This window comes from Xylophilus sp. ASV27 (assembly GCF_016428875.1).
Classification (GTDB): Bacteria; Pseudomonadota; Gammaproteobacteria; order Burkholderiales; family Burkholderiaceae_C; genus Xylophilus.
Genome location: NZ_JAELTO010000126.1, coordinates 1 through 11,409 on the forward strand (window position 1 = coordinate 1; position 11,409 = coordinate 11,409).

Below are 11,409 nucleotides of genomic sequence, written 5' to 3' on the forward strand. Positions count from 1 at the left end.
TGTGGGATGGGATGCAAGGCGCAAACCGCAGCCATAGCCGCAGCTATGGCGAGGATTTGCAACGCCGCAGACCGCCCACAGCAGGGATGCGCGACACGCGAGGGACTTGTTCAGCGTTGCCTTAGGCTGACCTTGCCGGAGGGTGTCGGCATCCGACTTGCGGTAGATCAGCAGCAGGTCGGGCTTGATGTGGCATTCCCGGCACGCGGTTTTGCCGAGCCCTACACCACCTCGAACGCCGACCCGCACTCCCCGCAGAGGATCTTCAGCCCGGGCTTGCCCCACACGCTGATGGCCGGCTCGCAGCCGTTGCAGGTGTACTTCAGCCGGTTGGACTTGTTCACTGGGGCGGCCAGGTCCGCTGCACCATCACCGGCCTGCGGCGTCTCGCCACGGACCGGCCGCACTGCTTCGGCCAGCGCCGGCGCCATCTCCATGGGGGACTTGGTGCCTTGCATGCCCGTGATCTGCGTGGCCATCGAGGCTTGCCCGAGCCGCACCTGGTCCAGAGTGGGAAAGCGGTCGTACCAACTGAGCTGAAAACTGGAGGTCAGCAGTTCCTGGCATACCGCCAGGAACCGGCCTCCCGTGATCGCGTAGTCGGCCACCATGTCGCCGGTGCGCTTGCCGCCAGGCTGGCCGGTAGAGGAGGGCATGAGACCGATGGATTCCATCTTCCGTGCCCATTGCTCGTTGTGATAGCGGCCGCGGCCTGGCGTGCCGAAATGGTGTTGCCACAGATGCACCATCTCGTGACAGAGCGTCTGCATGGTTTCGATGATCGGTACCGCGGCAAAGTACGCAGGATTTATGGCGATCTCGTCGGTGGTGCTTCCATCGAGCGAGGCGAACCTGTCGGGCGAGAAATATCCGCACGTGCGCCGCTCGCGCTGCAACGTGATCAGGCACTGAGGCAATTGCCCGTCGAACAACCGCGTATTGAAGTGATCGTAGGCAAGTTGCAGTTCCGAATAGGTTTCGCTGGTCGGCGCGCTGCGGGCCGATTCCGCCGGGAAGTGGAGTGTGTTCACCATATCCATCGTTGAATTGTGCATTACAAAGGACGAATAAATCACTGCAGCTCAAACACAAACCAGCGCCCAGGTAAGGCGCTGGAGCTTCAAATCGCGCAAGCGCGCAAAACGGGCCTCGCGGATGCTGTAAAGCGGACGCAAGACCTCATCGCGGAATACAGCCTGACCCAGTCGGATGTGTTCGGCAGAGGTACTGTGCGTTCCAACAAGGGCACCTCGGTGCCACCGAAGTACCGCGACCCGAGCACCGGACAGACCTGGACGGGACGCGGCAAGCCTCCGCGGTGGATTCAAGGGCAGGATCGCGCCAGGTTCGTGCTCTGAGTTGACGCCTCCCCCCAACTGGCGGCCCGAACGGTTCGGGCCCGTTTGGAACTCCTTCCTGGCAGTCTGCAGACCTCAGGAAGGCACGCTTGCGCTCGATGCCATGCCACAGACACCAGAGGGATGGCCCTTTCGCAGGGCGCTCGCGCTTTACACGATGCGCGCAAGCCGCTAGCATCGGTCACATGGCGCTGCGAGCGAGCAGTGACTCTCTTGGATGACCAGGTTCCGTGATCTACCTGGTGCGTGTGGCGCGACGTCACACGTGGGCCTTCCGGTTTGGACTTTGCGCAAGGCGCAGTCGCCCAGGATGCTGACGTGATCTCGATCAGGGACTATTTCGGAGATCGACATGTTTGACTTTCTGCTGCGGCTCTTCTTCTCTACCATTAAATTCGTATTCCGGGTTTTCGTGATTCTCGGAGGTGCTGTGTTTTCCGGGCTTGTAAATGCAGCCTTGTCAATTCTCACGCATGTTGACGAAGGTGAAAAAGAGATGCCTTCGGTTTCAAATCTTGCAGATGCCGAAAGAGCATATGCTGCCGGGGAAATCGACGGGTTTGGTCTTCGTGCATACCGCGATATGTACGAAGATTGATTTCGTCATTTTTTTCCTATTTTAATTGGCACCGATCTTGAACCGCTTCCGGCGCCGCTCGTCATGATGCGAGTTTGATTCAGCCAGTCGCTATCAATGCCGACTTTGACTCCGATCCACCCGAGTATTGCCGACCACATTAAAGGCAGCCCGATGAACATGAACATCAGCAGGATGTTCAGTATCATCCTTTTATAAACTTGCGGCTGCGCGGAGCTGAAGCTCTGGGTGATTTCCTGCATGATGGCGGACCCGCTGAAACCCGGGTACATCGCATTGATCAATCGCGCATCCACCCAGCGGGCGATGTACCAGAGCACCGCCCAGAACTTCACGGTGAATAATGCGATCGTGCCGTAGAACATCACCTTGAGGTCATAGCCGCTCAAGAAGATGATCAACGGCAGGAACAGGTAAAGCGCCATCAGCACCAGCGCCTGGATCATCGGCAGGGCGTTGAGCAGCGGCACCATGGACAGCGATGCGTCGAGCGCCTTGTTCGCCACGCCGATGGTGCTGGCCGCGCCCGTGATCGTGCGCAGCAGGTTGGTGCCATTGCCATAGTCGTTGCCCATGATGCGTTCCGGGCTGACGAATACCGGGTTCGCCTTCTCGAAGCCCAGCCGCGCGACGCTGTCCTTGGCTTCGTTGGACGACTTGAAGGTCAGGGTGTTCTGGACTTTCTCCGTCAGTCGACGCCACGCGGCCGTGTTGTTGGTGAGCCGCTCGCGTATTCCCTTGTCGCTCGATTCCCACCACTCCTTGCACGTCGGCCGTCCCCAGTCGGGGTTCACGTAGCCGGCCTCGGGGGTGCCTTCGGGCGCGGGCGTCTGGATGTAATCGGTGTCTCGGGAGAAGTCGATGGCCCAGCCCGGCACCGGGTTGTATGAGCGGTTCGTGGAGTAGAAGCCCGGCTCGGTCCGGAAGAACTGGCTGCCGACCCAGTCCACGTCCGTGGGGCCGTAGGCGCTGCCCTCGGCCAGGATCGTCTTGCCCGTGGCGGAGATCGTGCTCTTGTCCATGGCCAGGTACTGGCTGCGCGCCGGGATGAAGCACTCGGAATAGAAGCGCTGCAACTCGTGGAGCAGGGCAGGGTCTTCGATGGTCGCCATGCGCGCCATGTCTTCCACGATGCGCAGGTCCTGGGTGGAACTGCTCAAGCCCGCCCGGAAGGCGCTGTTGATGCCCGAGGAGATGCCCATCACGCTGTACCACCAGGCAGGCACGTAGGAAAGGTTGCCGGACTTGCTGAAGGCGCCGGACACGGCATCGGCCATGGCCGCGTCATAGCTCGATCGCGTTCCGTTCTTGAGCGAGACGGGTTGCGGCTCCTTGCTGTCGAGGGAGCGGGTGGGCGTGTAGCTGAGGTTGACGTTGTGCAGCGAGGTGATGGGGGTCGTGGCAAAGCACACGCTCATGACGAACAGCGCGGTGTAGAGCCGGGTCTGGATGGACTCCAGCAGCGACAACGCGCCGTTGAAGCCCATGCCTTGCTCCTTGGCTTCCCGCCAGGCGTTGAAGACGATGAGCGCGAAGGGCAGGGCGGCCAGGCCGGTGCCGACCAGGATCTCGCCGATGATGTTGGCGAAGGCCCACCCATACATCGTCGTGAACAGTTCGAGATAGCTGTCGAGTTGCATGGCGATGTCCCGAATCAGGCGAAGAGAACCAGGAGCCTGGCCGGACCGATGGGCACGGCCAGCAGGTAGGCGCCAAGCAGTGCCGCTGCGCGCCAGCGCATGGCGAGCACGTCCCGATGTTCGGCCTTGGTGACGAGCCCGCGCCGGCGCGCCCACGCGATCAGGCGCGACCAGCGGGCGATGATCCAGGCACAGAGGGCGATCTGCAGAAGCACGCCCAGATGCGAGGCCCCGCGCAGCCATGCCATCGCGCGCAGGAGCGCGTCAGGCGGCAGTGCCAGGAGGGAGACCATCACGATGGCGGCCACGGATGCCAGCAGGGCGCCATAGGCGATCCACGTCCACCACCGGCGCAATCTGCGCGGGCCGTCCACGTTCGCGGCCGGCATGTCCGCAGCTCCGGTGTGCGGCTGGCCGACAACCGCGCCGACGTCGAGCTCGTCCTTCACGGCCGCACCTCCACCCTGCCATCGAAAATCGGTGCAGGATCTGCACGCAGACCGCCGGTGACTTCGTTGGATGAAGCGCCGCCGGCGAGTTGGTTCTGGATGATGGCCAGGGCCGTATCCCCCGTCATCTCCTTGCGGATGCGGAACTCGAACATCATGTCGTTGATGAACTGCGTCAGCCGGTCGATCTTGGTCTGCACCTCGGTGTTGACCTGCGCGGCCGCGGTGGCCTGGGGCAGGCTCAGCCCAGAGATCAGCGCGTTGCGCGCGATCAGCGCCTTGTCGATGACCCGGTGCATGGCGATCTCCTGCGACAGCCGGTTCACCGCCACGGAGCGCATGTCCGTGGGCAGCTTGCGCATGGCATCCATCAACTGCGGGCTCACCGCCATGCCCGGGGCGCTGACCTTGGCCAGGTCGGCCTGGCTGTAGGTGCTGGACGACGAGAGCGTGCGCATGGCGGGCAGCACGCCGTCGAGCTCCTGCTCGTACTTGGGCGAGAGACCCGTCGCGGTCACGGTGGACGTTCCCGACGGACAGCTGGAATCCTGCGAGCACAGGTAGATCTTCTGGTCGCCCAGGACCTCGGTGCTCCACCGGGCGAGGTCATCGGGCGTCTTGAAGGCCTGGACCAGCCGCGTCGAGGCGAGCGAGGAGCTGCCGTAGTTCGCCGTGGAGAGCGTGCTGGCCGACTTGTTGATCGTCACGTTGTAGCCGGCCACGGCCAGGTCGCGGATCGGCTGGATCGGCGGCGTGCCCACGCCGCCGGCGCGGCCGCCGAACACCCAGTTCAGCCCGGCGCGCTGCGCTGCCTCGTTCTTGTTGATGTCGATCTTGGCCTGCACCACGTCGCCCCCGGCCGAAGCCCTGATCTTCCAGGCATCGCCCTTGGCCAGCGCGACGTAGTCCTCGTAGGGGTCCTTGCCCGCCTTGATCATGGCCTCCATGTCCTCGCAGGACTTCAGCGCTGCGGCGACCTGCAGGTCGGCCTTCTGGCTGAAGTTCTGGAACAGCTGGTACAGCCCGGGCTGGGCGCGCTGCAGGAAGTACAGGGGCAGCGCGGCGATGCCGGCCTGCACCGCGCCGGTGATGGTCGCGCCCAGGTTCTGGATGCTGTTCATCAGCGAGGACCAGGACGCGCCGATGTCGAACTTGCCGCAGGAGTAGTTCGCGCGGACGCCGGCGCTCAGGTTGGTGGAAAGCGCGCCGCGGTTGAGGGCGGTGCCCGTGGGCGAGCCGCCGCCCATGCGGTAGTACAGACTGGAAGACGACACGGGCTGGGCCTGCACCGGTGCCGCGGCCGCGATCATGACCAGGGCGGCACCGGTCGCAGCGACGGCCAGTCGAATCCTGGGCAGCCGGGCGGCTCGATGGGATAGAGCGGGTAGAGGTGTGGACACAGTGGGCCTCTCAGGGGAACGAGTAGAGGTAGAAACCGCGCTGTTGGCAGCACACGTAGTGCTTCCAGAAATTCCAGGCGTAGCCGTCCGCAGAATCGGTCTGCCCATCGCCAAAGGAGGTCAGCGAGAGCGAGTCGTTCGCGCCGAACGTCTGGCACCCGGACCAGACGTTCGGATGCAGCATCTGCCACTGATAGGCATTGCTGCCGAAGTACACGTAGCCGCCTCCATTGGGGGTCACGCGCGTGTAGATGTGCGGCTGCGCCGGCTTGTAGATGATCGAGGCCACACGCTCGGCCAGGACCGCCGAGGCCTTGACCGGGTGCGTCTGGATGATCTCGCCTTGGCGCGGATAGGTCGGTCCCCAGGTCTGGGTGTACCCTGAGCCGACCTCGCCCAGCCCGGGCACCCAGGAAGCGGGGTAGAGCAGCTCCAGGGGCAGCACGCCGCGCCAGAAGGGGGCATCGAGCTCGGACTGGAAGTGCAGCCCGAACAGGCTGGCGCCGCCCGGGCAGATCAGCATGGCGCCGCCGGTCGCGCCGGTGATGATGTTGCCGATCTGCTGAAACGAGCCGACCGCGCCCGAGACCTGGGAGACGGTGTCGGCGATCTCGATCACCTGGCGCACGCCCTCGATGCTCTTCATGATCGTCTGCAGGCCGGAGAGCAGTTGCCCGGGCGCATCGAGCATCTTCTTGGCATCGGAGGCCACCGTGTTCACGATCTCCGTGGGAACCTGCGTCCATTGACGCGCAATGGCGGGCAGCTCCTGGCTGGGGAATCGCATGAGCTCGGTCACCGAGGGGATGGCCAGCGACGGTGGAACCGCCACGGTGCCGCCGGCGATCATCTGCGCGAGCATCCCTGCGGGGTTGCCGATCGCATCGGCGCCCTTGAAATTCGCCATCGCCGAAGGCGTGTCCAGTCCCCCCGCGGAAGAATCGGACAGCCGGCCGAAGACGGCGGACGTTGCCCCGTTCAAGGTCGTTGCGACCACTGTGCCCAGGTCCGTCCACGGATGGCGCAGGGGTTCGTTGTAGGTGCTGATCACCACGTCCGGCACGTAGTGGCTGATCTTGATCGAGGTCTCGATCCAGCATGCGGCGAGCTTGCAGCGCAGAAAGAAGCACACGCCTTGCACCCGATAGGACAGGCAGGACAGAGCCGCGGAGGCCGTCGCCGCGATGACGCCCGGAGTCGTGATGGCGGCAGCGGGCTGGCTGGCCGCAAGGAAGGCTCCCGCCGACAGTGCGCAGAGCGTCCTGCGCAGCCTGCGGATCGCGTGCTGGCGCTTCATCGCTGCGCCCTCGATTTGGATTGGAGATACAGGCCGACAGCGTGCTGCACGTCGGCCACGCCATAGATGACCGATTCGCGGTTGATCACCACGGCGGGCAGGCGGTTGAGCCGGTAGTGGATCGCCAGGGACATGCCGTTTGCCGCCTGCACGATCTGGTCCTGGTAGCGGGCGCGGATCTGCGCCTCCTGCTGCAGCATGTAGGCCTTGGCCTGCTCCTCATTGCCAGGCAGGCGGATGCTGAGCTCGCGCCCGATCCGCGCCATGGCGTCGACCCGGTAGACCTGCAGGACGTAAGGAGGGTTGGAGGGCGCGCTCAGGTAGGTGGCGCTGTTGGCGAACACCTCGACCGTGGTGACCGCGGGCGTTGCGCTCTGGGCCCGGACGGCGCCGGCGAAGGGCGCGGCGGCCAGTGCGGTGGCCAGTGCGGCGCAGAGAACGAGGATCCGCTTCATGCCCGGGCCTCCGCCAGCTGCTCGGCCACGCGGTAGGCCGCCTCCAGCTCGGTGCAGCCGGCTCCTCCATGAGCCGCCGTCGATGGGCCTTCTCGTGGCCCTCCGTCATCGCCAGCGCGATCGGCACCGCCGGCGGCACGTTGCGGAACAGCCACTGCCCGGTAGCACTGATCAGCACGCCCTCGGTGTACTTCGGCGGCTCCTTGACCGCCGACTCCATCATGTGGCGCTGCTCGGGCGTGAGCGAGCGGAACCGGGCCACTTCCTCGATCTCGGACTTGTCCATGGTCAGCAGCATCCAGAACTCGCACATGGACAGCACCCGGTCCATGCTGTCGGGGAAGTCCTTGAGGTTCTGGGTGGCAAGCCAGAACCAGATGTTGAGCTTGCGCCACATCTTGGTCGCCTTGGCCACCTTCGGGCCCAGCAAGTCGTTGGTGGTGATCAAGTGCCCTTCATCGGTGAGCATGATCAACGGCCGCCCTTCAGCCTGCGCGGCCTCGCCGCGCGACTGCACCGAGTCGATCAGGCTGGTGTAGGCCACGGCCAGGGCGTCGTTGTAGCCATCCTTGGTGAGCGTGCCCATCTCCACCAGGGTCACGTCGGCGTCGGGCCAGTCGGCGCCGTAGCGGTTGAAGAGCTTGCCGCGCAGGCCTTGGGTGAAGCTCATCATCGACTGCCCCATCTCTTCCGCGCGCGCCTGGCGGTGCGAGGAAAGCGTCGGGTCGTTGTGCATCGCCATCAGCGCGATGGCCACGTCCTGCGTCAGGGGGTGCTTGCGGTGCTCCTTGGCGGCGCGGATCGCGGCCTGCAGGATGGCGCGCGTGACCAGGTAGCGGTCGGCGCGGGTCATGCGCGCCACCTCGGCCTGCTCCCCACCGGTGATCATCATGATCGCTGCGATCAGCATCTCGCCGAGCAGGTCGCGCTTCTCGTCCACGTCCTCCTCCGCATCGCCCTGCTCCTGGTCGATGACGTTGTCGACGGTGGCCATGATCTTCGTGCCATCGGCCGCTTCGTCCACCGGCAGGCCCGCGTTGAGCTTGGCCTGGTTCTCCGCGGCGTGGTAGGAGCCCATGATCTCCTCGTCCTGCAGCAGCCGTGCGCCGTGCACGAACGGGGGCAGCGACTCCTCGCAGTCCATGGTCAGCTTGACCCTGTGCGTGGAGAGGCCCTTGGCGGCCATGTCCTGGACCAGGAGGTCGAACGACATGCCGGCGTCCACGATGACCAGGCGCGGCCGGTGCACGGCCATGGAGAACATGGCCTGGTAGTTCAGCGTCGCGGACTTGCCCGCGCCGGTGGGCCCGAGGATCAGCATGTGCGCGTTCTTCTTGCGGTCGCGCTTGTTCAAGGGGTCCATGAACAGCGGCTCGCCGCCGCGGTTCCAGAACCACATGCCCGGGTGTGGCGTGCCGCGCGAGCGTCCGTACAGCGGCGCCAGCGCTGCGACGTGGCTGGCGAAGGTCAGCCGGGAGCGCAGCATGTAGCGCTGGTCGAAATCCGGGTCGAAGTTGAACGGCAGCGCCCGCACGAAGGTGTCCAGAGGCACCAGGTCCTGGCGTGGGTCCACGAAGCGCATGCCCGTGGGCACCAGCAGGGCGTTGACCTCCGAGATCGCGGAATCGAGCTCGGCCCGGTCCTGGCCCGTGAGGTAGAGGGTCATGAACATCGGAAACAGCTTGTCGCCGTTCACCATGTGCTGCAGGACCCGCTCGCACTCCGCATGCGCCTCCATGGCCGTCGCGGTCTTGGCGCGGGAGCGATCGCGGATGTTCTCGACGTGGCGCTCGATCTTGTGCTGGGGCGCGACGGTAATGGTCATCGACAGCATCGAGCCTGGCGGCAGGCGGTCAAAGCGCGCGTAGCTCTCCTTGCCGTTCCTGGTCTCCGCGGTGAAGTGCCCGATCGTGGGCTGGCCGCGCAGGTTCTGCAGCGCCAGGGCCTTGACTGGCACGCCGTTGAACTCGAAGAAGCCGCCTTCGAGGTCCGCGCGCGGCTGGGTGAGCGTCAGGGACTCCGCCAGGTCCCAGTCGAACATGCCCTCGGGCATTTCTCCGGGGTAGGGCGCCTTCTGGAACAGTTCACCTTCGGTCGGCGCCCAGCGCAGGTTGCGGTTGAAGAAGGCGAGCAGCCACTCGTAGAAGTCCTTGCCGTCGCAGCGCCGCGCCGTCACGCCGGCCTCGTTGAAGGTGGCCAGCAGCGTGGTGGCGAGCGCCTCCATCTGCTGCCTGGGCTCGCCCGGCTCGCTGGCCAGGCCGGTGAACTTGCGGTAGATGCAGCAGCGCACCCGGCGTTGCTGGCCGCGCCAGGCCTGGCCGGTCACCAGCGTATCGACGAACAGGCCCTGCGGGCGCGATACCTGGTCCAGGTGCTTGCGCATCTCGGCCATCACGGACTGCGTGTACTCCGACTCGATGACCTCCTTGGCGCGTTTGGGATTGTCCTTGTGCTGGCTCAGGATGTAGTCGTGCAATTTCTGGTTCAGGGCTTCCACGTTGCGGTCATCATTCAGGAAGAACTGGAGGATCCAGGGCGAGCCGTCCGATTCGGGAATGGCCTGCAGGGCTTCCTTGGCCTTGGCGCAGCGCTCCTGCAGGTAGCTCAGCGGCTGGGCCTCGGTGGCGACCGGGTCGAGCTCGAACATGGCGCCCAGCGTGGCACCATCGCGCATCGCGAAGACCTGCTCGGTCGGCGAGTAGCACACGTAGGGGAGCAGCTCGGTGAAGGACGGCGGCCGCAGCGCCATGCGGCGCCGCTCGGCCACGGTCATGGGCTTGCGCCTGGGGGCGTCGGCCGAAGGCTTGCGCCCCAGCAGCGTGTCGAGCAGGGCCATCAGCGGCTCCTTCCGGCCGGAACTCGCCCGATAAACGCCGTGCGGCCGCGGCGAAGGTCCTCTTGCACCTCCCCTGGCATCGCGTACTCGGTGTTCTCGTACATCGGAAACACCGTGACGTAGCCCGGCACCGGGTACTTGCCACGCGCCAGATGCGGATACACCACCATGACCAGGTCGGGATTCGGGACACGGGCAAAGCGCTGCTGCAGCGGATCGAGCGCAGACCAATAGCGCTGGGTCTGGCCATCGGCATCGCCTGCGGCCACCGGACGTGCCGGTGAATCGCGCTCCAGGCGGTCGCGGGCGGTCACGCGGCCGCCCTCCGGCGCCTGGCTCTCCCGGGTCTTGCCGCGGTAGACGTCGAGGACGGTCGGACTGCCCTTGGTCGCCTCCTTCAGTGGCGATTCGCGCGGGCCGCTGACCGAACAGCCGGCCAGCACCAGCGGCAGTGTGCAAGCGATGAGAAGTGCCTTAGTCGAGGCCATGCCGGGCTCCAGAGGGGGTGTTGGTGGACTGCGTGCGGTGCACGATCTTTCTGAGGTTGACCGGCTTGTCGATCTGCACCTCCACGTCCAGGTGCACGACGAGCTGCTGCCCGGCCGGGGTCACCACGGCGTCGAAGCTGCTCTTGAGGCGTTCGGTGAGCCACTTCGTGAGCTCGTCGGCCGCGCCCGAGCCCATGCGCCCGAGCGCGAAGCTGCCGGCGTTGCCCGTGACGGCGGACGATGTCGAATCGCCGCGGTTGAGCGTGGTGGTCTGGGCCTGTGCCAGCGCCTCGGCCGCTACGCCCAGGCCCTTGGCGCCCACGATGTCGGTGAGGTAGCTCGGAGCGTTGGTCACGAACTTGCCCTGGATGCAGGGATTGCCGTGGAGGTCGCTGATGAAGCCCAGGTCCACGTTCGAGGACGATGTGCCCATGCCGGCGTTGCCCGAGGCGTTGCCGCCGCGGCGTGAGGACACCGTGCGGATCGACCCGTCGTTGAACACGAAGGTCATGCTGCGCACCTTGCCCTCGGTGCAGGACAGCGCCATGTCGCCGATGGCGACGCCGGTGATGACCATGCCCGCCAGGTCGTCGGGCAGTTCCCAGCCGTTGGCGGCCAGGTTGTCGCGCCCCACGATGGCCTTGAACTGCATCGGGTCGGTGACCCGGCCATTGACCGGAACGCGACCGATCAGGCTGGTCATGGCGGTCACGCCTGCCAGCGTCGAGTTCTCGGGAAGCGTGAAGTAGGCCTCGGGCTTGGGCGCGGCCGCAGCCTGCGCGGCGCGGGATGCCGCGCCGGGCTGCGCCTGCGCCTGTCTCTTATACACATCTAAAAGGGGGGGGGGGGGGGGGGGGGGGGGGGGGGGGGGGGGGGGGGGGGGGGGGG

General features: G+C 65.6%; 10 protein-coding genes and 1 pseudogene. 2 read left to right on the forward strand and 9 right to left on the reverse strand.

Annotated elements, in window-relative coordinates; translation table 11 throughout:
- Positions 1-221: 221 nt before the first annotated feature.
- On the reverse strand, positions 222-1,040 hold the full coding sequence (locus JHD63_RS19605) for a SprT-like domain-containing protein (RefSeq protein WP_233168466.1): 819 nt from the start codon (positions 1,038-1,040) through the stop codon (positions 222-224).
- A gap of 27 nt (positions 1,041-1,067) precedes the next feature.
- Here JHD63_RS19605 and JHD63_RS19610 point away from each other — a divergent pair, with 27 nt between their 5' ends.
- Together JHD63_RS19610 and JHD63_RS19615 are read left to right on the forward strand one after the other, a co-directional pair.
- Positions 1,068-1,358, forward strand: a complete 291-nt coding sequence (locus JHD63_RS19610; RefSeq protein ID WP_198972495.1) for an H-NS histone family protein — start codon at positions 1,068-1,070, stop codon at positions 1,356-1,358.
- 352 nt (positions 1,359-1,710) lie between these two features.
- Positions 1,711-1,956, forward strand: coding sequence for a hypothetical protein (locus JHD63_RS19615; protein WP_198972488.1), 246 nt, complete (start codon positions 1,711-1,713; stop codon positions 1,954-1,956).
- A 5-nt stretch (positions 1,957-1,961) separates the two neighbouring features.
- On the opposite strand, the gene JHD63_RS19620 is transcribed toward JHD63_RS19615, so the two are convergent.
- From JHD63_RS19620 to JHD63_RS19655, 8 genes and pseudogenes are all read right to left on the reverse strand, one after another.
- Positions 1,962-3,596 (reverse strand): conjugal transfer protein TraG N-terminal domain-containing protein, encoded by a 1,635-nt coding sequence (locus tag JHD63_RS19620; RefSeq protein ID WP_198972489.1) that lies wholly within the window; start codon positions 3,594-3,596, stop codon positions 1,962-1,964.
- 14 nt (positions 3,597-3,610) lie between these two features.
- Positions 3,611-4,045, reverse strand: coding sequence for a hypothetical protein (locus JHD63_RS19625; protein ID WP_233168467.1), 435 nt, complete (start codon positions 4,043-4,045; stop codon positions 3,611-3,613).
- Positions 4,042-5,388: an integrating conjugative element protein gene (locus tag JHD63_RS19630; RefSeq protein ID WP_370590585.1), complete on the reverse strand. Its 1,347-nt coding sequence runs from the start codon at positions 5,386-5,388 to the stop codon at positions 4,042-4,044. The genes JHD63_RS19625 and JHD63_RS19630 overlap by 4 nt, the downstream gene beginning before the upstream one ends.
- Positions 5,389-5,455: 67 nt before the next feature.
- On the reverse strand, positions 5,456-6,742 hold the full coding sequence (locus JHD63_RS19635; RefSeq protein ID WP_198972490.1) for a TraU family protein: 1,287 nt from the start codon (positions 6,740-6,742) through the stop codon (positions 5,456-5,458).
- On the reverse strand, positions 6,739-7,197 hold the full coding sequence (locus tag JHD63_RS19640) for a TIGR03757 family integrating conjugative element protein (RefSeq protein WP_198972491.1): 459 nt from the start codon (positions 7,195-7,197) through the stop codon (positions 6,739-6,741). The genes JHD63_RS19635 and JHD63_RS19640 overlap by 4 nt, the downstream gene beginning before the upstream one ends.
- Positions 7,194-10,033: pseudogene (locus JHD63_RS19645) on the reverse strand (conjugative transfer ATPase). The gene JHD63_RS19640 and the pseudogene JHD63_RS19645 overlap by 4 nt, the downstream one beginning before the upstream one ends.
- Positions 10,033-10,521 (reverse strand): TIGR03751 family conjugal transfer lipoprotein, encoded by a 489-nt coding sequence (locus tag JHD63_RS19650; protein ID WP_198972492.1) that lies wholly within the window; start codon positions 10,519-10,521, stop codon positions 10,033-10,035. The pseudogene JHD63_RS19645 and the gene JHD63_RS19650 overlap by 1 nt, the downstream one beginning before the upstream one ends.
- On the reverse strand, positions 10,508-11,409 hold a 902-nt coding region (locus JHD63_RS19655), incomplete at its 5' end, for a TIGR03752 family integrating conjugative element protein (protein WP_198972493.1). The genes JHD63_RS19650 and JHD63_RS19655, both read right to left, overlap by 14 nt.

Excerpts from the sequence above, each read along its gene's own strand:
- JHD63_RS19615 (WP_198972488.1), top strand. The coding sequence starts at position 1,711 with ATGTTTGACTTTCTGCTGCGGCTCTTCTTCTCTACCATTAAATTCGTA.
- JHD63_RS19605 (WP_233168466.1), bottom strand. The coding sequence starts at position 1,040 with ATGGATATGGTGAACACACTCCACTTCCCGGCGGAATCGGCCCGCAGC.
- JHD63_RS19635 (WP_198972490.1), bottom strand. The coding sequence starts at position 6,742 with ATGAAGCGCCAGCACGCGATCCGCAGGCTGCGCAGGACGCTCTGCGCA.
- JHD63_RS19620 (WP_198972489.1), bottom strand. The coding sequence starts at position 3,596 with ATGCAACTCGACAGCTATCTCGAACTGTTCACGACGATGTATGGGTGG.
- JHD63_RS19650 (WP_198972492.1), bottom strand. The coding sequence starts at position 10,521 with ATGGCCTCGACTAAGGCACTTCTCATCGCTTGCACACTGCCGCTGGTG.
- JHD63_RS19640 (WP_198972491.1), bottom strand. The coding sequence starts at position 7,197 with ATGAAGCGGATCCTCGTTCTCTGCGCCGCACTGGCCACCGCACTGGCC.